Annotated in this window: 20 protein-coding genes and 1 pseudogene; 10 read left to right on the forward strand and 11 right to left on the reverse strand. The window is 49.9% G+C overall.

Annotated features, from left to right (window positions below; translation table 11 throughout):
* Positions 1-2: 2 nt before the first annotated feature.
* A complete protein-coding gene (locus NOC_RS01595; RefSeq protein WP_244860135.1) occupies positions 3-1,004 on the reverse strand; it encodes a sigma-54 interaction domain-containing protein in 1,002 nt (333 codons plus the stop codon).
* Between the two features lie 416 nt (positions 1,005-1,420).
* Between NOC_RS01595 and NOC_RS01600 the strand changes: the two genes are divergently transcribed.
* The 3 genes from NOC_RS01600 (at position 1,421) to NOC_RS01610 (ending at position 3,403) form a co-directional block, all read left to right on the forward strand.
* Positions 1,421-1,627, forward strand: a complete 207-nt coding sequence (locus NOC_RS01600; RefSeq protein WP_002812511.1) for a CsbD family protein — start codon at positions 1,421-1,423, stop codon at positions 1,625-1,627.
* A gap of 416 nt (positions 1,628-2,043) precedes the next feature.
* Complete coding sequence (locus tag NOC_RS01605) at positions 2,044-2,484, forward strand: DUF2383 domain-containing protein (protein WP_011330284.1); 441 nt, start codon at positions 2,044-2,046, stop codon at positions 2,482-2,484.
* Between the two features lie 244 nt (positions 2,485-2,728).
* A complete protein-coding gene (locus NOC_RS01610) occupies positions 2,729-3,403 on the forward strand; it encodes a response regulator transcription factor (protein WP_011330285.1) in 675 nt (224 codons plus the stop codon).
* A gap of 223 nt (positions 3,404-3,626) precedes the next feature.
* On the opposite strand, the gene NOC_RS01615 is transcribed toward NOC_RS01610, so the two are convergent.
* Entirely contained in the window at positions 3,627-4,607 is a 981-nt protein-coding gene (locus NOC_RS01615) for a Vgb family protein (RefSeq protein WP_002812638.1), read from the reverse strand.
* 354 nt (positions 4,608-4,961) lie between these two features.
* Between NOC_RS01615 and NOC_RS18480 the strand changes: the two are divergent.
* Positions 4,962-5,072: pseudogene (locus NOC_RS18480) on the forward strand (DUF1328 family protein); the annotation flags it as partial.
* 63 nt (positions 5,073-5,135) lie between these two features.
* Positions 5,136-5,447 (forward strand): BON domain-containing protein, encoded by a 312-nt coding sequence (locus NOC_RS01620; RefSeq protein ID WP_002812697.1) that lies wholly within the window; start codon positions 5,136-5,138, stop codon positions 5,445-5,447.
* 30 nt (positions 5,448-5,477) lie between these two features.
* On the opposite strand, the gene NOC_RS01625 is transcribed toward NOC_RS01620, so the two are convergent.
* From NOC_RS01625 to NOC_RS01670, 9 genes are all read right to left on the reverse strand, one after another.
* Positions 5,478-6,638, reverse strand: coding sequence for an ABC transporter ATP-binding protein (locus NOC_RS01625; RefSeq protein WP_011330286.1), 1,161 nt, complete (start codon positions 6,636-6,638; stop codon positions 5,478-5,480).
* 4 nt (positions 6,639-6,642) lie between these two features.
* A complete protein-coding gene (locus tag NOC_RS01630; protein WP_011330287.1) occupies positions 6,643-7,485 on the reverse strand; it encodes a carbohydrate ABC transporter permease in 843 nt (280 codons plus the stop codon).
* Positions 7,486-7,487: 2 nt separating this feature from the next.
* Positions 7,488-8,366 carry a carbohydrate ABC transporter permease gene (locus NOC_RS01635; RefSeq protein ID WP_002813969.1) on the reverse strand — a complete coding sequence of 293 codons (879 nt, stop codon included), beginning with the start codon at positions 8,364-8,366 and terminating at the stop codon, positions 7,488-7,490.
* A complete protein-coding gene (locus NOC_RS01640; protein ID WP_002813128.1) occupies positions 8,363-9,634 on the reverse strand; it encodes an ABC transporter substrate-binding protein in 1,272 nt (423 codons plus the stop codon). The genes NOC_RS01635 and NOC_RS01640 overlap by 4 nt, the downstream gene beginning before the upstream one ends.
* Before the next feature lie 291 nt (positions 9,635-9,925).
* Positions 9,926-10,234 (reverse strand): helix-turn-helix domain-containing protein, encoded by a 309-nt coding sequence (locus NOC_RS01645; protein WP_011330288.1) that lies wholly within the window; start codon positions 10,232-10,234, stop codon positions 9,926-9,928.
* Positions 10,221-10,559, reverse strand: coding sequence for a transcriptional regulator (locus NOC_RS01650; protein WP_011330289.1), 339 nt, complete (start codon positions 10,557-10,559; stop codon positions 10,221-10,223). The genes NOC_RS01645 and NOC_RS01650 overlap by 14 nt, the downstream gene beginning before the upstream one ends.
* A gap of 1,095 nt (positions 10,560-11,654) precedes the next feature.
* A complete protein-coding gene (locus tag NOC_RS01660) occupies positions 11,655-12,770 on the reverse strand; it encodes a hypothetical protein (RefSeq protein WP_002814116.1) in 1,116 nt (371 codons plus the stop codon).
* 252 nt (positions 12,771-13,022) lie between these two features.
* The gene (locus NOC_RS01665; RefSeq protein ID WP_002814122.1) at positions 13,023-13,454 is read right to left on the reverse strand and encodes a DNA polymerase III subunit chi; all 432 of its coding nucleotides are present in this window, start codon (positions 13,452-13,454) and stop codon (positions 13,023-13,025) included.
* 6 nt (positions 13,455-13,460) lie between these two features.
* Positions 13,461-14,966, reverse strand: a complete 1,506-nt coding sequence (locus tag NOC_RS01670; protein WP_002812011.1) for a leucyl aminopeptidase — start codon at positions 14,964-14,966, stop codon at positions 13,461-13,463.
* Positions 14,967-15,188: 222 nt separating this feature from the next.
* Here NOC_RS01670 and NOC_RS01675 point away from each other — a divergent pair, with 222 nt between their 5' ends.
* From NOC_RS01675 to NOC_RS01695, 5 genes are read left to right on the forward strand one after another with little or no spacing between them, the layout of a single operon-like run.
* Positions 15,189-15,596 carry a BlaI/MecI/CopY family transcriptional regulator gene (locus tag NOC_RS01675; protein WP_002813631.1) on the forward strand — a complete coding sequence of 136 codons (408 nt, stop codon included), beginning with the start codon at positions 15,189-15,191 and terminating at the stop codon, positions 15,594-15,596.
* A complete protein-coding gene (locus tag NOC_RS01680; RefSeq protein WP_002813339.1) occupies positions 15,593-16,591 on the forward strand; it encodes a M56 family metallopeptidase in 999 nt (332 codons plus the stop codon). Before NOC_RS01675 ends, NOC_RS01680 begins: the two co-directional genes overlap by 4 nt.
* Positions 16,592-16,594: 3 nt before the next feature.
* Positions 16,595-17,893 (forward strand): TolC family protein, encoded by a 1,299-nt coding sequence (locus tag NOC_RS01685; protein WP_011330292.1) that lies wholly within the window; start codon positions 16,595-16,597, stop codon positions 17,891-17,893.
* A complete protein-coding gene (locus NOC_RS01690) occupies positions 17,890-19,434 on the forward strand; it encodes an efflux RND transporter periplasmic adaptor subunit (RefSeq protein ID WP_002812754.1) in 1,545 nt (514 codons plus the stop codon). Before NOC_RS01685 ends, NOC_RS01690 begins: the two co-directional genes overlap by 4 nt.
* A gap of 7 nt (positions 19,435-19,441) precedes the next feature.
* Positions 19,442-22,543, forward strand: coding sequence for an efflux RND transporter permease subunit (locus tag NOC_RS01695; RefSeq protein ID WP_425311389.1), 3,102 nt, complete (start codon positions 19,442-19,444; stop codon positions 22,541-22,543).
* The last annotated feature ends 10 nt before the right edge of the window (positions 22,544-22,553 follow it).

Genomic DNA, 22,553 nt, shown 5'->3' on the forward strand with positions numbered 1-22,553 from the left:
TATTAGTCGGACTCTCTAGATAAAAAAGCATTAGGATTTTTGGTTGAGAAATTAACTATTTTATTTAAATCTTCCTTTCCATCTATTCCGTTAATGAAATTAAGACGGTTGTAAAGAGTCTTTAAACTGATACCCAGACATTGCGCCGTTTGCTTTTTATCCCCTTTAAAGTGATCGAGCGTGGCGGGTATCAGATTTTTTTCTATATCTTCAATAGATAAACCCACAAGGGAATGGACCAGCTTGTCCTGATAACAGGGCTTACTTTGTCTCTGCCCTGTATGGAATTCCTTTTCATCTATTTCATCATTTGCCAGGATGAAAGCATGATGAATGGCGTGGCGTAATTCCCGCACGTTTCCGGGCCAGCTATTTGTAGAGATAAATTGCAAGGTATCCTTTGTGAATTGCTTGTTCTCTTTATAAGTCTCATTAAAGCCATCAAGGAAATACTGGGCCAGTAATATAACATCTTCGTCTCTATCCCGAAGCGGCGTAAGATAGAGGGGGAATTCCGCTAATCGGAAAAAAAGATCAGAGCGCAGTTTGCCCGTTTCGACTGCTTGCCAAGGATCAATATTAGTCGTGGCGATCACTCGCGGATTTGTTTTTATTTCTTGATGGCCCCCAACCCGCCTAAAGGTACCGGTTTCCAAAGCGCGTAGCAGATAAATCTGGAAGGTTAATGGCATTTCAGTAATTTCATCAAGCAGAAGCGTTCCGCCGTCCGCCTGCTCAAAATATCCCTGATGCTGGTAGATAGCACCTGTGAAACTGCCTTTCTCATGTCCAAATAACTCGGTGTTCAATAACTCACGGGGCAAGGCACCACAATTTACCGAAATAAAGGGGCTTTCGCGACGATTGCTGAGGTCATGGATCATACGCGCCGCTAGTTCTTTTCCTGTCCCGCTTTCACCGTATAGCAATACGGCTGCCTCTAAGGGTGCCACCTTTTGTATCGCGTTTTGCAAATTGCGTGTTGCTTTTGAGAGACCCACCATGTGATGGGCTTCGTCTAGGTATTTCATTGCCTTATAAATTGCCTTTAGATGTTGAAAAACTATATTCGTAGCTTCTTATCCTTTCTGATAAAGGATGATTCTGATATGTCTAACATCTTAAGTAGGATCTAAGGTAGAAGTAAATAAGGGCTTACCCTAATTTTCTATGGGAAGGGACAATCTTTAAGCTAACATTAGTTTATCTCATGCTTCTATAAGAGTATTTACGTCCGTTCTGGACAGGGGTTTGTCCTGTTAATCTTAAGAAAGTTTCACTGGGGTACCGTTTTATAGCTGAAAATATTTTCTAAAAACTTGAAAAATAATTATGGGCAGTCTATAAATTTTTAAGCCTGCTTGTTAAGAAGCAGTTAAAAAAATTTTTATTATTGAGTAAATACAAAGGAGATAAAGTTATGCCTATTAACTGGGATCAAATTGAAGGTAATTGGAAGCAATTCAAGGGACATGCCAGGCAAAAATGGGGAAAACTCACGGACGATGAAATTGATGAAGCCGCGGGTAATAAACAAATTCTTGCCGGCAAGATACAAGAACGTTACGGAATAGAAAGAGAGGAGGCGGAGAAGCAGGTAGAAGAGTTTAGAAATAGTTTGAAATAGTTTTCTACAGGCGATATAAATGCTGTGTAGCGGCATAGTCATATGCCGCTACCTCTTTATTTTTATACGGTATCTTATCCAACCAAGCTATCCTTGTGATCAGGAAAGGGTGCGTTATTCAGAAGATACAAGCCAAAATCTGCAATCAATACTTTTCATAGGTTCTAGCCTGATTTTCGGATCTACTTTTTTCAATCCCAGATGATCTTATTATTCCCCGGGCTGTCGTCCCTGGGGTGATTTCCCTTGAGATATTTTCTGAGTTCTCCGTAAAATTATTGTCTACCTGTGAAGGTTAGCGGCTTTTGCCCTGTATTTTCCGCCTGCAGCGCGCCTTATCTTTCATCATAAATCAGCTAACAGGAGCTATACTCGTAGTAAGTAATAAGCAGCACCGTATTGCGGAGGAACAAGCGATGTGGCTAGATGATAGAGAGGTTATGCTGGATGAAATGATTCTTGCATGTATGCATATTGAGCGTGACTATCGGAGTTTGATAAATCTTACCGATGATCCCCTGTTGACTCAGCTTTTTAATGAATTGGCAAACCACCATAAGGATTGGGCAGGCCAATTGGAGTTCCATATCCGTGAAATGGGTGGTATGCCGAGCGATCTCGATCCAGAGAAACAGGCAGTGGAAGAAATGATTACCTATGCTAAAGTAGCCCTATCCGATCATGAACGCCATACTATTTTAAAAAATCAGAAAGAGGAAGAGGAAAAATTAAAACTACTGGCGAGTAAATTATTGGAGAAGAAAATACCCGATAGCACAAAATCTCTACTACGCCATATTGAAAAGGGGGTAGAAAAAAACCAATCTCGCTTGCTAGCTGCCCGTTTCCGCTCTTAAAAATCCATTGCTGGTTATCGCCATACCGGCGTGGCTAATTCTTAATTCTGCCCTTCAAATTATATTCACGGCTATAAAGCGTCTCTTATTAGAGACGGTTTAGTGGATATGAGATACCAGCTAGTTTTTATATTATTGTTTTATATATAACTAAATATATTTGGTATTTACCTTGCATTAATTAAATGGGTGGGTTGGGCAACCGTTATTACAAAAGTTTTTTTGTATTTACTAGGAGGTTTTTATGAATAGGATGAATCAATGTTTCCCAAGCGCTCACGATCACTCTGGAAGCCAGCATAATTTTGAAGCAAGAGTCTTTATCGTTAATAGTGATGAGAAGACACATAGTTCGTTGTGCCGAATGATTGCTTCCGCCGGGTGGCGTACTAAATCCTATTTCTCGGCTGAGTCCTTTTTGGACAAATTTGACCCTGCCCACCCAGGCTGTCTACTGCTCGATAATCATGTCTCCGAGATGGGCGGCTTATCATTGCAGCAAGAATTGCGGGACCGGAATAGTTTAACTCCTGTTCTTTTTACTTCTTCCCAGGGAACAGTGCCCGAGGCAGTAGAGGCTATCCATGGTGGGGCGGTTAACTTTTTTACCCGGCCCTTGGAAAAGCCATTATTAATGAAATGTATCCGGGAAAGTATTGAGAAGAGTCAATATCTCCGGGAAGAACAAAAAGAACGGGAAGAAATTATCATAAGGATGATGCGCTTGACTCCACGGGAAAGGGAAGTTATGGCGCTAGTACTGAAGGGGCAGCCTAATAAGTTGATTGCCTCCGATCTAGATATTAGTATCAAAACAGTCGAAATTCATCGGGGTCAAGTGATGAAAAAACTTCAAGTGCGGACTCAAGCTGATTTGATCCACTTGGCTCTTTCATATCCAAGCGAAATGGAGCATTGAAATCGCTTTCCAATCCTACTCCCCGCCCTCTGGGCGGGGATTCTCGGATCACCTCCCGAACTTTCTGCCTTACTCAAAATCACCCTGGTAGAAAGCTTGGCTTTTGACCTGAAATTCGCTACCGTGAAGCCTTTATAAGGCAAAAATTGTAATTAAATCTATTCTTTGTAAAGATGAATTTTAAGTATAAAATAAGCTTTTATACATTATTCAAAAGATTTATTTAAGGAATAATAGCCCGTCCTATCGTGTTTGTGTCGGCGCCAAACCAGATTGCCCTTTCCGGTGGGTAATAATACATATTCCGAATAGTCTTGCCTCCACTGGGTATTGCGGTTTCACTGATAAATTCTTTTGTTTTTGAATCAAATCCGGTGAGGAGGTTTGGACTTAATCCCGTCGCGACAAACCATATGCGATCTCGATCATCAACGCTCATACCGTAAGGCTGGGACCGCTTTCCACCCGGCATGGGCCATTCCTTTATTTTAGCCGTTTCTGGATTGTATTGGCCCAGATAACCACCTTTGTAATCGCCATACCAAACAGTATTATCGGAAGTTATAACCAACCGCCTGGGCAAAGTTTTCTTGCGGGGTAGTTCAATCTCTTCAATAGTAAAAGACTCCGGATCAACCGTAGCTAATTTATGGGTACCGAATAGGGCAACCCAGGGCCGGTCGTTGGAATCTATGCCGATCCCGTAAGGGCGCGCTCCAGGCGTTGATGCTTCGACGGCTTTTACTTCCCCTATTTTTACAAATAGTTTACCGATAATGTTACTGTGCTGGGCGGTAAACCATATATCGCCTTTGCTATCAAAGGCCAAGGTATGGGGATCGCGCACGTTATCTGGCATTAGATATTTTTTTGTCTCCCCCGTGGTGGGGTCCAGCCGGCCAATATAGCCAAGCGTATTACCCGCATACCAGAGGGTGCCCTGATTATCAATAATTAGGTTATGGGGTCGTTCACCGTCTGTCATATCCATTTTCTTAAACTTGCCTGTAGCAGGATCTAGCATGGCGATGTATCCGTTAAGTTGTCCGCAAAACCAGACTCTTCCATCCGGGGCCACATAAGGATCACGGGGACGGGAATTTTCATAAGGCACTGGCCACTCTTTTATATCTACCGTCACAGATTCTGCTAAGGCGAGATCGTAAAAGAACACAAATAATATAAATGAGTGAGTTAATTTCATTATGGCGAAACCTCTTGAGGATATAATTACTATTTAGAACAGGTAACGGTTCAATATACGCTCTATAATATAATAAGGTTCAGGACTGAAATTCATCAGAGTCAAATGAAGAAAAAATTTCAATTTCTGTCTCCATCAGCCTATCTGATCCAGTAGCCTTTGGGATACCCGAGCGAGATGAGACGGTGAGATCGTCTTTGCAGTAGAATTATTTATTTTTTAATCTAAAATTATTAAAGAATAGAGCGTTATTATTGTTAGCTATCGGTTTCTAACAGGTAAATAAGGAGGTAAGGACGAGATGTTATGGTGGGCTGTAGTCATTCTTATTTATAGTCCTTTGCTGGTGCTCTTGATTCTGGAGGAATCGCGGGCGCGGCGGCGCTGATCGCCAAAGTTCTGTTTTTCTTATTTTTAATAGCTTTTTTAATCTCCCTTGTTGCAGGGTGGGGACCCCGCTTGTAATTATCCGTTGTTTTCCGCAGCGAGGGTAAATATTAATTTGATGTTATCTGGAGGAATAAAAAGATGAAAAATCCAATTAAATATATAGGATTTATGCTAATCGTTTTTATGGCTGTTTTAATGCTAGGCTGCGCCGACAGCCCTAAGCAGAGCGCGGGAGGATACGTTGACGATGCCTGGATCACCTCAAAGGTTAAGAGCTCTTTACTCTCCGATCCACTGGTTAGTGGCACTGATGTTGAGGTAAACACTTACCAAGGCGTGGTGCAGCTAAGCGGGTTTGTGGCGACCGAGGAACAATCCGAGGAAGCGGAAAGGATTACTCGGAGTATTAAAGGAGTCAAGGATGTTGAAAATAAGATCACAGTGAAATAAGAAATATAAATATCTCTCATGGCAGAGAGGTCAACAAATAAGATTTTCACCGCTCTGGATATCAAAAAGATGCAGCTTGCAAGGATCAAGCTGCATCTTCAATTTTACTCCTTCCCTAGCGTAGCTTGCTCCATCTAGCCGGGCCACAAGTCGGATAGTTTTATCCGTGGTAGCTTTAATTTCTAAATCTTTGGTCAAGCTTTGCAGTGATTCGCTTATTTCCCCCTGAATGTTAAAGTGGGCATAGACCTCTGCGTCCATCCACTCAATGACATCGACGGTTGCCTTGAAAGCAGGAAACATTGCTTGCTTTTCTTTTGCGGAATCGGCTTCTTGCAAATGTTCAGGCCGAATACCAGCGATAGCAGGTCCCTGGAAGTTTGACAACTGGCCTTCCAGGTTAGGCGGGAGTTTAAATTGAGTCATGGGCAAAATAAGCCGGTCTTTTTCTACCCGGGCCGGGAGGAAGTTTATGGCTGGAGAGCCGATAAAGCTAGCTACCGATAAATTATTGGGGACCGTGTAAAGTTCTCGGGGTGTTCCCACTTGTTGTACCTTTCCCTGATAGAGCAAAGCGACTCGGTCGCCCAAGGTCATGGCTTCGCTTTGATCATGAGTCACATAAATGGTGGTTGTACCCAGGCGCTTTTGCAAGCGTGCTAGTTCGGTACGCATCTGTACCCGGAGTTTGGCGTCTAGGTTAGATAAGGGTTCATCCATCAAAAACGCTCGGGGCTGGCGCACGATGGCCCGGCCCATGGCGACCCGCTGTCGTTGGCCTCCCGATAGGCTGGCAGGTTTACGGTCCAGAAGTTCGGTAAGTTCCAGTATTGCGGCTGCTTGCTTGACCTTTTGGAGGATTTCCTCCTTGGGTTTTTTGGCTAGCTTCAGGGGAAAGGCCATATTTTCCCTTACCGTCATATGGGGGTAAAGGGCATAACTCTGGAAGACCATGGCCATGTTCCGATCCTTGGGGTCTAGGGTATTGATTACTCGTCCATCCACCCGTATCTCTCCTCGGGTGATCTCCTCAAGTCCCACGATCATATTGAGTAACGTGGATTTTCCACAGCCTGAAGGACCCACCAAAATGAAAAATTCTCCATCCTCGATGTTCAAGCTGACATCACTAAGCGTCTCAGTCCCATCGGGAAAGCGTTTAGTCACCTTGTCAATAATAATGCCTGCCATAAAATTAGCCTTTAACCGCACCGGCGGTGAGGCCGGCTACGATGCGGCGCTGAAAAATTAAAACGATCACCACAATGGGAAGGGTGACCACCACAGAAGCAGCCGCAATGGAACCGACGGGCAGTTCAAAGCGGGATGTGCCAGTGAAAAAAGCAATGGCCGCGGGCACTGTTCGGGCTTGGGCGGTTGAGGTGAGTGACATGGCGAATAAAAAATCATTCCAGGCAAAAATAAAGACTAAAATGGCCGCCGTGAACACGCCTGGGGCCGCTAGAGGCACGATAACTTTTCGAAAGGCTTGGAAGGGCGTGGCGCCGTCAACGCGGGCGGCTTTGTCCAGATCCCAGGGAATTTCCTTGAAAAAGGCGGATAAAGTCCAGATAGCCAGGGGCAAGGTAAACGTCATATAGGGCAGAATCAACCCCAACCAGGTATCAAAGAGACCGATTTGCCGCCATAAATTGAACAAAGGACCTATAATGGCAATGGGGGGAAACATGGCAATAGCCAGGGCACCTGAGAGAATGAGTCGTTTACCGGGAAACTCCAGCCGGACAATGGCATAAGCGGCAAACATGGCCAAGAGGACGGCAAGCAGGGTAGAAATAGCGCCAATGCCTATCGAATTCCATAGGGCGGCTGGAAATTGAGGATCCTGGAAAATAGCTTGGTAATGCTCAAAACTGACGGTAGCGGGAAAGAAGCGATTGTCATTAAGATCGGCGCCTCTTTTGAGAGAAAGGGAAATAATCCAGATGACGGGAATGAGGGCATACACCATGACGATGAGGCTGCTAGCGCCCCAAAAAAGACGCTCGGGCAAATTTCGCTTGAATTTTCCGCGCATTCTTATTTTTCGCTCTCCTGCCGAGCAATAGAAGTTCCAAAGCCTTTGATAAACAGCAGGGCAATGAGTATCACGGCAATAAAGATGAGGACCGAGACGGCTGAGCCGAGACCTAGGTTGAGCCGGACAATCAAGGCATTATAACCGGTCATGGAAACTGTTTCGGTCCCGTGAGCGCCTCGGGTTTGCATAAATACGGTATCAAAAATACGAAAGGCATCCAGGGTTCGGAATAGCAAGGCCACCAGTATGGTGGGTTTCATGAGGGGCAGGGTGATTTTAAAGAAACGCTGTATTGCCGAGGCCCCATCTACCCGGGCTGCTTTGAGCAGATCCTCTGGAATCAAGGTCAGCCCGGCAAGGAGGAGTAAGGCCATAAAGGGCGTGGTTTTCCAGATCTCGGTGAAGATAATAACGAAAAATGCCGACCAACGTTCCGTTAGCCAGGCGCCTTCCAGGTTAAATAGGGCGTTTACAAACCCCGTAGTGGGATCAAAAGCGAACTTCCAGGCCAGGGCCGCAACCACCGTAATCATCCCATAGGGGATGAGAATGGCGGCTCGCACCAGGGAACGGGCAAAGAGGACGCGATGCATCACCAGAGCTAGGCAAAAACCAAGCGCTAGCTCGACTAACACTGAACCAGCGGTCATCATCAGGGTATTGCCCAGGGCTTGCCACCAAAGTTCCGAACTGAGCACACTCCAGTAATTGCTTAGGCCGACGAAGGAGCGATCGGCGGGGAAACGTAAATCATAACGATGCAGAGACAGCCATAAGGCATAGAGAATAGGGTAGACAGTCACCGCCCCCATGGTAATGACCGCCGGTGCGCAGAGTAGCCATCCTAATCGGCGTTCTGCTTTGCCTCGAGGATTCATAGTAACCCCTGGGAGTGAAGGGCCCGATTGATGTTTTTTCGCAACCTAGCAATATCTTTCTGGGGATCAATGGCTTTCATGGGGTGCAACGTCCGGCTGATGGCCAAGGAAATATCATTATAGAGGGGGCTTGAGGGCCGTTGGGCCGCATTCTTAAGGGTAGCACGCAGGGTGTCCGCGAAGGGAAGGGCTTCTCTAATCGAGGGATCCGCATAGAGCTTCTCAAAGGTAGGCAGCAGCCCCCCCTTAATTGCGGCAAGTCGTTGCTGTTCCTGGGAAGCGATGCAGGTAGCCGCTCGAAAAGCCAGCTGGGGATATCGCGAATAGGCGCCGACACTTAAGTTAATGCCTCCTAGGGTGACCCGGCTAGGTTGACCTTCAATAACTGCTGGCCAGCGGACCCAGCCCATGTGGGCGGCGACCCGGGGGGCATTCTGCTGGGCGCTGGGCCAAACATAAGTATAGTTGATCATAAAGGCGCTGCCCCCTTCAAAGGCGAGCCGGGTTTCATCTTCCCGGGCAATGGAAAGGGAGGAGTTAGTAGCCGGGGAAGTGGCGATGCGCTTCATAATACGGAGAGCTTTTTCAGTGGGCGTTGCTTCCAAGGAAACCGCCTTGCCGGTTTTGTCTAGCACGGAGCCACCAGCGGAGGCTAGCAGGGAATTAAACAAGACGGTCAAACCTTCATAGCGTGCCCCTTGTACTTGCAAGGTGCCGATTCCCAGGGCCTCGGCGCTTTGAATCAATTCATCCCAGCTCTGGGGCGGTTTCGCTACCTGATCGGTGCGGTACCAAAGCAATTGAATGTTACTGGTGAAGGGGATGCCCCAAAGTTGGTGGTCATAGGTAGCGCTTTCAATGGTGGAGGGTAGGCGCCCTTGTCTGGCTTGGTCCGCCGCCTCTCCTAGCCAGGGCAAAATCCAGCCCGCCTCGGCGAACTCAGCGGTCCAGATAACATCCATGCCAATGAGGTCGATAGCCGTGTCTTTCGCCGCTAGCCGCCGCACCAATTGTACCCGCTGTTGGCTGGCATCAGCGGGCAGGGCGGCGATTTCCACCTGATAGACACCCTTGGCGTCCGCCGAGCATCGTTTTGCCGCCGTCTCAAAGGCCCCGGAGGGCTCATCGAACACGTACCATTTTAGGGTGGGGACAGGGTTATCAGGAGAATCCGAGCAGGCAGCGGCAAGCAATAAAAAGAGTAACAACATCCCGGTTTTAAGCCCGGAGACAAGGTGAAGCAAACCTACCTTCAACCACTGTTTCATGCTTTAAGCATACTCTTCCTGAGTGACTTCGTGCCAAGGTTTGAAAGTTTATGATTTTACTCGATATGAGGAAATAAAATCCAAGCGGGGATTGCTCCCCGGTTTTTTTCCGAAGGATACTGATGGCCAGATCAGCTCGGTCATCTCCGTCAAAATCACTAGTTACAACAGAAGTGCTAGAACGGTCAAGAGTTAATCAGCTTGAATTCATAAAAACTGCGGCTGGAAACCGCCTCCTTGCAAGCTCGGCCATTAGGCCAAACCTTACATAGTAGAGAAGATGGACCCGCTTCAGCTGAAAATCTCTCGGAGCACATCAGGGCGTTTCTTGGCTATTTTGAGCAGGGATTTCGCTGCCCCAGAAGGTTCTCGCCGCCCTTGCTCCCAGTCTTGAAGGGTCCGCTTGGATACCCCTAGAAGAGCGGCAAACTGTGCTTGAGAAAGCCCCACTTTGTGGCGAGCCTCAGTCACCGATGAAATGCTTGCATAATGCACACGCCCGCGATTGCCTGCTTTCATTTGTCGGATAGACTGCAGTAGCTCTGCCCCGATATCGCGCTTCGCATCGCGTTCCAGTAACTCTTTCTCAGTCAGTGGCATTTTTGATTTCCTCCTTTATCGTTTTGAGCACGTGGGCAGGGATCTCTTCCTGGGCACTCTTGGCATAGAGCAGTAACAGCCAGATTTCACCGTGGACCAGGCGATTGTAGTAGATCACTCGGATTCCACCGCGCTTGCCGCTGCCCTTGCGCGACCAACGGACTTTGCGCACTCCACCAGAGCCAGGAACTACATTGCCCGCTTCTGGGTTGGCGGCAAGCCAAGCTGCAAACTCGCCGCGCTCTTCCTCGGTCCAGTAATCAGCGGCCAGCTTGGAAAACGTCAGGGTCTCAACCACGGTGAACATAATTAAATCATACGGCATAGCCGTATTTTTTTAAACTGACAAAAATTCCGAGAGTAATAAATTGGACTAAAATATTTTTGAATCATCAGGAGAAATTAGGATCTAACTGCCCCTCAACAACGGCGGCTCCGAAGGAGTTATCTGTTTTGCTTGTGATTGTTATACGCTTATCTTCTTGTCTGGCCTTGAGAGTGTGGACCACCTAAAGAGTGCCAACCAATAGCGACGAGAATTCCGTCATTGAAAACATAGGGAGTAAACTCATCATCCGTTGTCAATCCATCAGGCTGTCGCGACGAGCGCATATAATATATCTCGACCACAGAACGCCATCATCATTGATAGATTGCTCCGAACCCTTTCGTTCAGATTGGTTAAGTCGAGACTGAGTTGGTAACAAAACGTTCAGCACTTCTTCTTTGCTATCACCAAGAGAAACACGCTCCGCAATATCTTCATATTGGGAAATAGAGCTATCGATTCGGTGTATTTGTATTACGCTACATGTAGTCAAACTCAATGATATAGCTAATATCAAAAATACCCGTTTAATCATTATTAATTCCAATTTTATTAAAATTCTGAAAGCATTTCTTACCCATCAACTGCTTTCAGAAGAGCAATATTATTCAGGTGCTTATCCCTTTTATTCTCAATTGATAATATCGCTAACTCTTTGAGATCTATTAATTGCTCTATCAAGGCCACTAACACAGGAAAGTCAAACTTGTCCGTAGCAGTATCACTGCAAGATTGCGCTCGGCGTCGCAGCAGCTGGAATCGCTAGAGTAAAAACGGCAATGTCGTGTTCGTGTTTCTGGCATGATTGCTGAGCCTATAAACCGAAGATCATCGGCAAACCAAAGAGAAACAAAATAGTACCTCCACCCCATTGGAAGGAAACGAGATGGATGCCCATTGTGCTGAGTATCAATTAGCCGATCACTGCTGATCCCGTCAGAGCAGCCTCGGCGTAGATAACCGTTTTGTACGCAGCCCGTCGACGATCACTAGGAGACAGATGGGCGGTGAGTATAGGGCATTGGGTCGATAGTGGCCCAGATATAGTGGCCCAGATTATGAGCGCATCCTGGATAAACTTTTCTAGCATGATTAAACGTCCAATTTATTATGCTTCGTATCCTCATGAGCGAAATTCGGGTGCCCGGTTGAATAAAGAAACTGGTTCCCTGAGAAATTGGCATAATGGGTTGCTACCCTAGCTTTTGGGACGAAGTGGGACACTGCCTGAGAAGTTTCAAAATCACTGAGGATTCGTGAAATTACTAGAGTACCAAATATATCCATATGAGTTGACTTGCGTCCAGTGCAATCGCTACCGATGACGAAGTGGAACGGTTTGCCGATTTGATCCAGAAATTTTCCTTGCACAATCTCAGCATGATCCCAGCTACCCGCTCGAATAGTTAGTAATGTGTCGCTTCCTAATGTATTCAATTCGCAGAGTATGGTAATTGGTCTTTCAAGTGGTATTGCTTCGCCGACTCTCCCAGCACGCAAATATCTTCTTTCTCCTTTTTTATCGACAACGCGAAACGTTAATTCCTCCCTCGTATCAACAAAGATGGAAAACCGATTCAATTTTTCTCTGGTGCCGATATCAAGGATATAGTTTTCTTCATCTGCGGGAACGGGAAGAAGTCTTAGAGACAAAAGAGCGGTCCAGCCAATACCCGATTCGAACCGTTTCCGCATAAGAAGTTGGTTTCTAATTGGAATAAGTTCGTCGCGGACGATAGCGCCGATATTTCTCAATGCAAGCAGGACTTGGGAAAATGCTGTCGGCTCTCGCTCATTATGCAGCCTCGCAATATTAGCGTATTCACCTTTTGGATCTTCCTTAAAGTGTACGCCACCAAGAACAATAGCACCGTACTTAATTATGTCTCTTACTGAGATTTGGTTGCCCTCTGTATTGCCTATAGTAAAAGAGAGAAAGTTTTTAAGACTAAGTTGAACCGTTTCATCAGTAGCGTTTTGTGGATAGATTTCAGGTTCAAAAAAATCCTCCAGTGGCTGCGTTATATTTCGAGCTAAAAACTGCGGAGAAACGCGCAGCTCACGATTGACGAGATGCAGCAGTGCATCCCCGTCTAGTAGAAGTTGTCGCAGAACGCGTGATGACTTGATCAAGTCGTACTCATCGTTTGAGTTTATGAGGATCTGAAGCTCAAGCAGGAGTTCTTCAAATAACCGCGAATGATTCATGGTGACTCTATAACATAGAGTAGATATAAAAATTCTACTTTGATAAAAATTTTTTGCTTATAGCTCGCTTGCGCTATTAATACGGCAGAAGATGAATTGTGCTCGATAGCAATAAGTTATAAATAAGAGGCCAATTTCCTAAAAGGTGTTATGGGTAATTTTCCTTCCGGAGGAGAAAGATATTCATTTTTCCATGGCCACCCACTCGCAGATTCTGGCTGAACTCTTCGCCTTTCTAAGTAAAGCAGTTCCTTAAAAATTTAATTCATGTGTTTCTAGTGAGCAGCCATGATCCCGATAATAACGATAACGTTGACGGCCAGCATGGCGATGAGTTTCATCCGGGCCGATAACTTCCGCTACTCTTTGGAAACGGGAAAAAAAAGCTGGCACTTCCGCGCCAAGATTAATTAAGAGTTCCAGCTTTCCTCCCGGTTCCCCATCATAACCAATAAGCACGGGAGTGCCGGTGGCCTCCTCGCTATTAACCAGGGCATGGGGTACGAAACTACCCTGGCGGAAGGTCCATAAGAGATCATCCATTTCCTGGGCCTGGGCTTGATCTTCCACTTGAATATAAACTTGGTGGCCAAGCCGGTAGACTTTCTCGATTAACTTACAGGTAAACCGCTTGCTAGCTTGCGGCTGGCGGCTGGTCAACAAGTAGAAATCAACCTTAGTCATCAGCCATTATGAAGTTTTCGCTTCTTGGGCGCGTTGAATAAGATACTGGGTGAGCAAAGGCACCGGGCGTCCGGTTGCCCCTTTTTCTTTACCGCTGAGCCAGGCGGTACCGGCAATGTCCAAATGGGCCCAGCGAAACTCTTCGGTAAAGCGGGCCAGGAAACAAGCCGCGGTAATAGTGCCGGCCCCCCGGCCGCCAATGTTGGCCATATCCGCAAAATTGCTGTCCAGCTGCTGCTGGTAATCGTCCCAGAGGGGAAGCTGCCAAGCACGGTCATCACTGGTTTGTCCAGCGGCGAGCAAGTGCTCCGCCAGGCTCTGATCGTTGCTCAGTAAACCACTGGCATGGGCACCCAGGGCAATCACGCAGGCTCCCGTGAGGGTCGCCACATCAATGACCACATCAGGCCGGTAGCGTTTGCTGTAGGTCAACGCATCACAGAGAATCAAACGGCCCTCGGCATCTGTGTTGAGCACCTCGATGGTTTGGCCCGATAAGCTGGTAAGCACGTCTCCCGGTTTGTTAGCCGCGCCGTCGGGGAGATTTTCGGAGCTGGGTACGACGGCAATCACGTTGAGGGGCAATTCCAGCTCGGCGCAAGCTTGCATCGTCCCTAAAACGCCTGCCCCGCCACACATATCGTATTTCATTTCGTCCATGCGTTCCCCAGGCTTGATGGAGATGCCGCCTGCATCGAAAGTCAATCCCTTACCTACCAGCACAATGGGTTTTTGCTTGCCGGGGGCGCCTTTATACTCCAGGGTAATGAGCTTGGGCGGCTGCCGGCTGCCCCGGGATACGGCAAGCAGCGCTCCTAACCCGAGCTTTTCCATCTCGGCTTGCTCCAGGATTTTTGCCTTTAATGACTTGTATTCTTTGGCTAATCGGCGGGCTTCGTCGGCCAAATAAGTAGGCGTGCAAATATTCCCCGGTAGATTGCCCAAGTCCCGGGCCAGGTTAACACCTTTGGCAATGGCCTGACCTTGCTGGATACCCTGTTCCGCTAGTGGTTGTTGGGAGCGTTGATCCAATAGCAAAGTGAGCTTGGCGAGCGGCTTTTTTAAGGATTCCTTTTTGCTCTTAGTGTGTTCGTAACGATATAAAGCCTGTTCAGCCGTTTCTACGATGAGCCGCGCCCATTGGGTAAGTTCCTCGTCCTTGGGCTTCGCTTCCAGCGGACAGATCATTGCCTCGGTAGCGCCACAGGCTTGTAGCGCCTTGACGGCGCCCGACCAGCTCTGGCGTAAATTCTTGGCCGTTACCTTGTCCTTCTGGCCACATCCCATCAGTAAAACCCGCTCGGCTTTAACGCCTGGGAGAGCAAAAAGCAGAAGGGCTTGTCCCTTTTTGCCGGTAAAATCTCCTTGCTTGATAAGCCGAGACACATAACCTTCGCTGGCTTTATCAATCCGCTGGGCATAGGAAGAGAGTTTTTCGTCTTCATAGATGCCCACCACAAGGGCAGCGGTGCGTTGTTTCTCGGGGGTCCCACTGGTAACGTGAAAATTCATAACGGCTCCTAGATAAAGGTTATTATTCGTATTCTGTTTTCACAGGAATAAATAGTTAGGATGGTAAGTCATTTTAAAGGGATTGACGACTCAAAACTCAGGAATTGATACTTCATTTTACGGGAACGGGACGCCCTCAACCAGAGACTTTTGTGCGCCAAAACCGATTGACAATCGGTTTTTAATCTTGTAATAATAATTTTTTTTAAAGGTGGCAGGGCGATGCTGTCGATTCGGTCTTCCTATCTCGGTGAGCTGGAAATTGCCGTTCTAGAATATCTATGGTCCGAGGGCGCCATGGATGCTAAGGATGTGCATCAAGGTATTGGCACCCAGCGGGGCATTTCCTTAAATACCGTTCAATCGGCTTTGGAGCGGTTATATCGAAAAAAGCTGCTGAGCCGGGAGAAAGTCCGCCATGCTTATGTTTATGCGCCTGCGGTGCGGCGGGAAGAATTGATGGCCCAGCTCATGGGGCAAGTTGCGCATGTTTTATCCGCGGGTAAGGGCTACGATTTGCTCTCGACCTTTGTGGATTTTGCCGCTCGGGTGGATGAGCATAGCCTGGATCGGCTGGAGCAGTTGATTGCGGAGCGCCGCAGACAGCAGCAAGAGGATGATCCGCCATGAGGGTATTGATGGAAGTTTTTCCGTTTGCTTTTGTGGCCTGGTGTGGGTTTGCCATGATAACCGCGCTGTTTTGCGCTCTCTTGTATCCTTGGGTTTGCCCCCGACTCCTGCTATTGCCTCCGGCGCTTCGGGCCAATCAGGCGCTGGTTTGGGCGGTTGCTCCCGCCGCGGCGGGGGTGTTACTAACCGGCTTCATTTTTTTGCCCCCAGTTTTAAGCTACTTAGGGGTTGCGCCTGATCATTGCCAGCCTGCCGGGGTGGATTTTTCCTACCATTGCTTGCTGCATCCCTTTGCGGTAATGGAAAGGGATCTGCCCTGGTTTCTGCTACTTCCCTTGAGTGGGCTAGCTCTATTCTTTTTGAGCAGGATGGTTTGGGAATTGTTGCGGGCACACCGGCTCATTCGCGCCCTCAGCTTGGCCGGTTCTCCTGATATTTTTCGTGGTATTTGGGTAGTAGAAAGCGAATGGCCCTTGGCGCTTACTTCCGGTTTTTCCCAGCCCCGGATTTTTATTTCCACAAAATTGCTGCGAGATCTTTCGCCACCGCAGTTAGCGGCTGTCTTAGCCCATGAGCGCGCCCATTTTTATCGCTATGATCCGGCCCGCTATTTTATCGCCCGAGCGGCGGCTGGCCTCCATATTTCCTGGCTACGCCGAAAGTTGCTGGAAGACCTATCCTTGGCAGCCGAGCAGGCCTGTGACGAAGAGGCCGCCAGGCAAGTGGGTGATCGCTTACTGGTGGCGGACACCATTGTGCAGGTAGAGCGCTGGTGTTGTCGTCAACGCCGTTCCGCGCCGGTTCCCTTGCCTTCCTTTATGGGCAGCCAAGTCGTTGCACGAGTGGAATTCTTGCTGGCCAGCCCCCAGAAAGCCCAGTGGAGTTACCCAAGAATGCTCGGTGTTTGCACCGGGGTGGCGCTAAGCGGGCTCCTGCTCGCTGCCGAGCCCCTCCATCAATTGACTGAAATCATACTGGGATTCCTGGCCAGATAAGAAATGATACCCCTTGGCTCCAGTCGTTTTTACAAAAAACCGATTATCTATCGGTTTTATAAAGTCTTGCTTGTCGTGTTGATGGTGTGGCTGGCGACGCCCTGTTTTTTAGCTGCCTCGGAAACACGCTCTTCCCCGACCCAATGGCTGACCATACGGGAAGCGGTTCGTATGGGATTGTCCCGTCCCGCCATAAAACAGTGGGTGGAGGGCCGGATAAGCATGGCGCAAAGTGAAGCCGCCCAGGCTGCCCTTTGGTCCAATCCCCAGCTTCAATATCAACGGGAGGATGCGGGAGGCAGCATTGATCAGTTTTTGTGGTTAACCCAAAAATTCGATTTTTCCGGTCGCCGGGGGCTGCAAGTTGACGCGGCACAGCAGCGAGTCCGGGCGACCCGGCAGGATACTCGACTGCGGCGCTTAGCTTTGGTTGCGAAGATACGACAGGATTTTTATCAGGCTCTGCACCAGCGGGAATTGCTCGGGAACCTGGCAAGGTGGTTGGAACGTTTGGAGGTGATCGAGGCGGTGGTCCAGAAGCGGGAAGCCGCCGGGGTGATCTCGGGCTATGATCATTTGCGCTTGACCCGGGAACAGGCTGCCGTCCAGGCCCGCTTGCAGGGCGAGGAGGCCACCCAGCAACGTATTTGGGAACAACTTGCTGCCATATTAGGCGGGCAGGAGCAAATCATTGATTATCAGGGGGTTACCGGTGCCCTATTACCCGACCCTCCACCCCCCTTGGCGTCGTTATTGCAAGCCATGACTTTGCGTCCCGATCTGCAACGCCTAAAGCGGCAGATGAGCGCCTATTCCTTGGAACGCCAAGCCGCTGCCCGGGGGTGGATTCCAAAACTTACCCTAAGCCTAGGGAGTAAAAGGGTAACCAATACCTCGACCTTGCGTAGTGACACCGGTCCTTTCATTGTTGCTGGGATCAACTTGCCTCTGTTTGACCGCAATCAAGCTGAGCGGGATTGGGCGAGGGCGCGGGCGCAAGTGGCTCGCAGTGAATACCAGTTAGCGCTGATGGAGGCCCAGGGAGCGGTGCGGGGCCGTTGGCGGGAGGTACAGCAACTGATTGCCACGGCCCAGGAAGTACGCCGCAGGGATGTGAACGCGGCCAGGGCGTTAGTGCGCACGGCCAGGGCCGCCTATGAAGGGGGGGAGGTTGGGATTTTGGAGCTTCTGGATGCTTATCGGGAAGAAATGAACACGGTTGTCCGCGCTTTGGCGTTGGAACAACGGGCCCGCCAGGCCCAGATTGAACTTGAGCGGCTGATGGGAAAGGATTGGCCATGAAGATACTGAGATTTGGGTTGCTAGGATCGCTTTTTCTGTTGGCGGCTTGTAGTGCTGGCCGAGAATCACCCCAGGAGGGAACGCCCGAACTGGGGGGAATCAGTATCACTGATTTTACCGATAAGACGGAACTCTTTGTCGAATTCTTGCCCCTAGTGGTAGGCCAGGAGTCTGCCTTTGCTGTCCATCTGACCCAACTTGAGGGCTTCCTGCCCATGGCTCAAGGGCGCGTGATCGTGTTCCTGGGAGGAGGAGATCTTCCCCTCGAAAAATTCGTTGCCGATGGTTCCCAGGTTCCCAGAATCTTTCGGCCAATCGTCAAGCCCCAGAATCCAGGGCGGCGCCAATTGGCTATCCGGTTGGTCGCTCCGGCTTTTACCGTGACTCATTTCCTCGGCGGAGTAACGGTTTATCCAGACTTGAAGACTGCTGCTCACGCCCATCCCCCGGAAGCGGAGAAGGAAAGGGGAATCACTTTCTTGCTGGAGCAGCAATGGCAGGTGGATTTTGCCCTCGAAGCGGTCCGGCCCCATACCTTGCGGGAGTCGGTGGCGGCTACCGGGGTGGTGCGCCCCCGTTCTGACGGCGAAGTCTGGATTCATGCGCCAACGGCAGGGCACCTGCTCACCCACGGTAGCGATTTTCCCCAGGTGGGCATGGCTGTTACGCAAGGCCAAATCCTGGCCCAGATTGCCCCCCGTATGGCGGGGGAGGCGGACTTTGCCTCGTTACAACTGGCGGTGCAAAAGGGCCATTCCCAATATCAATTTGCTGCCCATGAGCGTCAACGCCTGGAAGATCTGTTTAAACAAAACGCCATGCCTAAACACCGTCTGATTGAGGCCCGGAAAGAGGAAACTATCGCCAAGGCTGAACTGGAAGCCGCCCAGCGCCGTCTAGCGCAGTATCAAGTCCTATCTTCCGGGACACTTGTTGGCGTGCCTGTCCGGGCCCCTATCAAGGGTCTCCTGACCCAGGTTCAAGTGACGGCAGGCAGTTACCTGGCAACAGGCCAGGCATTATTTCATGTGGTACAAACGGACCGCCTTTGGTTGGAAGCCCGAATCGCGGAAGCGGACCTGGGGCGCTTGCACGATCCTACCGCTGCTTGGTTTGAAGTAGAGGGCTTCGAGCAGCCCTTCCGGATTGGCCCGGCCCAGGGCGCGCGGCGGGTGACGTTTAGTATGGAGGTCGATGAGGTAAGCCGGACCACGCCCCTAGTGTTCGAGTTCCCCAACCCTAACCCAGCCCTGCGTATCGGGATGTTTGCCCAGGTCCATGTGCTCACTGGCAAGAAGGTCCATGATCTCACCGTTCCCCGCTCGGCGCTGGTGGATCACAATGGCCAAGTGGTGGTTTACGTTTTGCTGGGAGGAGAGTCTTTCGAGCGCCGCAGCGTGCAATTAGGTATTCGCGATGGTAACTATGCGCAGGTCCGTGAAGGACTGTCCGCTGGTGAGCGCATTGTTACCCACGGCGCTTACTTGGTTCATCTGGCGGCGGCTTCCCCCGCCGCACCGGGCCATGGTCACGCTCACTGAAGCCGCCATGATCGCCAAAATAATTCAATGGTCCCTGAAGCAACCCTTGCTGGTTCTCCTGAGTGCCGCCGCCCTCTTAGGGTGGGGAAGCATTGAGGCCCTGCGAATGCCTGTAGATGTCTTCCCCGATCTGACCACGCCCCGAGTAACGGTTGTGGTTGAGGCCCATGGCATGGCTCCGGAAGAGGTGGAAGTTCTCATCACTTTCCCTCTGGAGACAGCGTTTAATAGCGCCATGGGCGTACGGCGGGTGCGCTCTTCAAGCGGTGTTGGCTTTGCCGTCATCACGGTTGAATTTGACTGGGGAATGGGTATTTATCGAGCCCGGCAAATTGTGGCTGAGAAACTGCAATTAGTGCGTGGCGCGTTGCCGCCCGATATTCCGCCGCCAGTGATGCAGCCAGTGACTTCCATCATGGGCGAGATTATGTTCATTGCCTTGACCTCCGAGAGGCACAGCGCTATGGAACTCAAGACCCAAGCGGACTGGGTAGTGCGCCACCGCTTGCTGGCGGTTCCAGGTGTAGCTCAGGTCATTCCCATCGGCGGCGATACCAAACAATACCAGGTCATACTCAAACCCGAGCGCCTGGTTGCCTACGATATTGCCATGGATGAAGTGGTGGCGGCCTTACGGGAGACTAACCAGAATATCTCGGCGGGGTTTTATGTGGAAGGAGGTCAGGAGCACCTTATTCATGGGATAGGCCGGGTTCAGCGCCTTGAAGATATCCGCGAAACCCTTATCGGCCAGCGTGGCGGTCAGTCCGTGTTGGTGCGCCATGTGGCGGAAGTGGCTTTGGGCCCGGCCCCCAAACGGGGCACCGGCGCTCTGAATGGGGAAGCGGCGGTAATTATTGGAATCCAGAAGCAGCCCGGCACGAATACGTTGGCCCTGACGGCGCGTCTGGATCAAGTTTTGGCCGAGCTACAGGCCTCCTTGCCGTCAGGGATGATCTTCAACACTCATATTTTCCGGCAGGCGGATTTTATCACCGTTTCTATCAATAATTTGCTGGCGGCCCTACGGGATGGGGCGATTCTGGTGGCCGCGATCGTCTTTGCCTTTCTGATGAGCACCCGGGCCAGTGTGATTACCTTGCTTGCTGTGCCCCTTTCTTTGGTAACCGTTATTCTTGTGATGAAGGCCCTGGGGACAACTTTCAACACCATGACTTTGGGGGGGATGACCATTGCCCTGGGGGCTTTGGTGGATGATGCCATTATCGTGATGGAAAATATTGTCCGCCGCCTGCGGGAAAATCAGCAGCGGGATAAGGGACAACGACGCTCCACCGGCAAAGTGGTCTTTGAAGCTACCCGAGAAATTCAGGGTTCTATTGTCTTTGCCACCTTGATCATTGTCTTAGTTTTTCTACCCCTGGTTTTTCTCTCTGGGGTAGAAGGTCGTCTGATGCAGCCCCTCGGGGTGGCCTACGTCGTTTCTCTGGCCGCCTCCTTGCTGGTGGCTATTACCGTGACTCCGGTACTCAGCGCCTTACTTTTGCCTCAAGCTCGGATTGTCCAGGCGAGCCGGGAGATCTCGCTAGCGCGAAGTCTCAAAAGGCACTATGAGCGGCTCCTTGCAGCGACTATTACCCAGTGGAAAGTTATTACCTTGATTGCAATGACTGCTTTGGCTGCTGCGCTGATAACTCTTGCTGGAGTGGGGCAGGTGCTTTTGCCGAGCTTTAATGAAGGTAGCCTCACAATCAACACGATGACATTGCCAGGGACTTCCTTGGAACAATCTGATCGGCTGGGGCAAAGAGTGGAGAAAATCCTGCTGAGCTATCCGGAGGTGGTGTCTACGGCCCGGCGGACCGGCCGGGCCGAGCTCGACCCCAACGCCCAGGCCATCTATGCTTCCGAGATCGATGTGAATTTGAGGCAGGGAGAGCGGAGCAAGGAAGCTTTTTTGGCGGCCTTGCGAGCGGATTTAGCCCGCCTTCCTGGGATGCAAATCAACATTGGCCAGCCCATTTCACACCGCATCGATCACATGCTTTCGGGGACCCGCGCCAATATTGCGGTCAAGATCTTCGGGCCTGACCTCTATGAATTACGCCGGCTAGGACAACAGGTTAAGGCCGTGATGGCAGGAGTGCCCGGTGTGGTGGACCTAGCGGTACAGCAACAGACGGATATTCCCTTTCTGACAATTAGGTTTAAACGCCAGGCCATTGCTCGCCATGGCCTGCGGGTGCAAGAGGTGGCCGAGGCGGTGAAAGGGGCTTTTTATGGGCAGCCCGTTTCCAAAATCCTGGAAGGACGGGCCAACTTTGACTTGGTCGTGCGCTATGATCCGAGAGTCAAAGCTGATCTAGAAGCAGTCCGTGCCACCTTGATGACCACCGGAAGCGGCGCTCATTTGCCTCTCCATGCACTAGCAGAGATCCGCAAAGATCGGAGTCCTAATTTCATCAGCCGGGAAGATGTTCAGCGTAAGATGGTGGTCATGGCCAATGTGGCGGGCCGGGATCTCGTCAGTGCCGTCGAGGAGATACAACAGGGTGTCCGTCAGAGTTTGTCACTGCCTGCAGGTTACCATGTTGAATATGGTGGTCAATTCAAGAGCGCCAAAGCAGCTTTCCGCACTTTATCAATCGTCAGCGTCCTAGTTATTCTGGGCATCTTTCTATTGTTATTTATGGCGTTCAATTCAGCACGAGATGCTTTCCTGGTGATGCTAAATCTGCCCCTTGCCCTGATAGGTGGGGTCGTGGGTGTTTACTTCTCCGGGGGAATACTTTCGGTGGCTTCGATCATTGGCTTTATTACCCTGTTTGGGATTGCGACCCGTAATGGAGTCATGATGATTGCCCATATCCATCACTTGGTAGAGCGGGAGAGGGTGCGGGATCCCATGACGGCGGTGATCCGGGGGGCCAAGGAGCGTCTTATTCCCATTCTTATGACAGCCTTAGCCACGGCGCTTGCCCTCATTCCCTTGGCGTTGGGCGCGGGAGAGCCGGGGAGTGAGATCCAAGCCCCTATGGCCATGGTGATCCTCTTCGGTCTTTTGACTTCAACGGCGCTTAATATGATGGTAGTCCCGGCTCTCTATCTGCGTTTTGGCGTGGCGAGTCAAAAGTTGAGGCATCCATGAAAAAATGGAT

Source organism: Nitrosococcus oceani ATCC 19707, assembly GCF_000012805.1.
In the GTDB taxonomy this organism is placed as follows: Bacteria; Pseudomonadota; Gammaproteobacteria; order Nitrosococcales; family Nitrosococcaceae; genus Nitrosococcus; species Nitrosococcus oceani.

What these genes read in the sequence shown, in the direction of transcription:
- NOC_RS01595 (WP_244860135.1), bottom strand. Translation starts at nt 1,004, where the DNA reads ATGGTGGGTCTCTCAAAAGCAACACGCAATTTGCAAAACGCGATACAA.
- NOC_RS01600 (WP_002812511.1), top strand. Translation starts at nt 1,421, where the DNA reads ATGCCTATTAACTGGGATCAAATTGAAGGTAATTGGAAGCAATTCAAG.
- NOC_RS01605 (WP_011330284.1), top strand. Translation starts at nt 2,044, where the DNA reads ATGTGGCTAGATGATAGAGAGGTTATGCTGGATGAAATGATTCTTGCA.
- NOC_RS01610 (WP_011330285.1), top strand. Translation starts at nt 2,729, where the DNA reads ATGAATAGGATGAATCAATGTTTCCCAAGCGCTCACGATCACTCTGGA.
- NOC_RS01615 (WP_002812638.1), bottom strand. Translation starts at nt 4,607, where the DNA reads ATGAAATTAACTCACTCATTTATATTATTTGTGTTCTTTTACGATCTC.
- NOC_RS01620 (WP_002812697.1), top strand. Translation starts at nt 5,136, where the DNA reads ATGAAAAATCCAATTAAATATATAGGATTTATGCTAATCGTTTTTATG.
- NOC_RS01625 (WP_011330286.1), bottom strand. Translation starts at nt 6,638, where the DNA reads ATGGCAGGCATTATTATTGACAAGGTGACTAAACGCTTTCCCGATGGG.
- NOC_RS01630 (WP_011330287.1), bottom strand. Translation starts at nt 7,485, where the DNA reads ATGCGCGGAAAATTCAAGCGAAATTTGCCCGAGCGTCTTTTTTGGGGC.
- NOC_RS01635 (WP_002813969.1), bottom strand. Translation starts at nt 8,366, where the DNA reads ATGAATCCTCGAGGCAAAGCAGAACGCCGATTAGGATGGCTACTCTGC.
- NOC_RS01640 (WP_002813128.1), bottom strand. Translation starts at nt 9,634, where the DNA reads ATGAAACAGTGGTTGAAGGTAGGTTTGCTTCACCTTGTCTCCGGGCTT.
- NOC_RS01645 (WP_011330288.1), bottom strand. Translation starts at nt 10,234, where the DNA reads ATGCCACTGACTGAGAAAGAGTTACTGGAACGCGATGCGAAGCGCGAT.
- NOC_RS01650 (WP_011330289.1), bottom strand. Translation starts at nt 10,559, where the DNA reads ATGCCGTATGATTTAATTATGTTCACCGTGGTTGAGACCCTGACGTTT.
- NOC_RS01660 (WP_002814116.1), bottom strand. Translation starts at nt 12,770, where the DNA reads ATGAATCATTCGCGGTTATTTGAAGAACTCCTGCTTGAGCTTCAGATC.
- NOC_RS01665 (WP_002814122.1), bottom strand. Translation starts at nt 13,454, where the DNA reads ATGACTAAGGTTGATTTCTACTTGTTGACCAGCCGCCAGCCGCAAGCT.
- NOC_RS01670 (WP_002812011.1), bottom strand. Translation starts at nt 14,966, where the DNA reads ATGAATTTTCACGTTACCAGTGGGACCCCCGAGAAACAACGCACCGCT.
- NOC_RS01675 (WP_002813631.1), top strand. Translation starts at nt 15,189, where the DNA reads ATGCTGTCGATTCGGTCTTCCTATCTCGGTGAGCTGGAAATTGCCGTT.
- NOC_RS01680 (WP_002813339.1), top strand. Translation starts at nt 15,593, where the DNA reads ATGAGGGTATTGATGGAAGTTTTTCCGTTTGCTTTTGTGGCCTGGTGT.
- NOC_RS01685 (WP_011330292.1), top strand. Translation starts at nt 16,595, where the DNA reads ATGATACCCCTTGGCTCCAGTCGTTTTTACAAAAAACCGATTATCTAT.
- NOC_RS01690 (WP_002812754.1), top strand. Translation starts at nt 17,890, where the DNA reads ATGAAGATACTGAGATTTGGGTTGCTAGGATCGCTTTTTCTGTTGGCG.
- NOC_RS01695 (WP_425311389.1), top strand. Translation starts at nt 19,442, where the DNA reads ATGATCGCCAAAATAATTCAATGGTCCCTGAAGCAACCCTTGCTGGTT.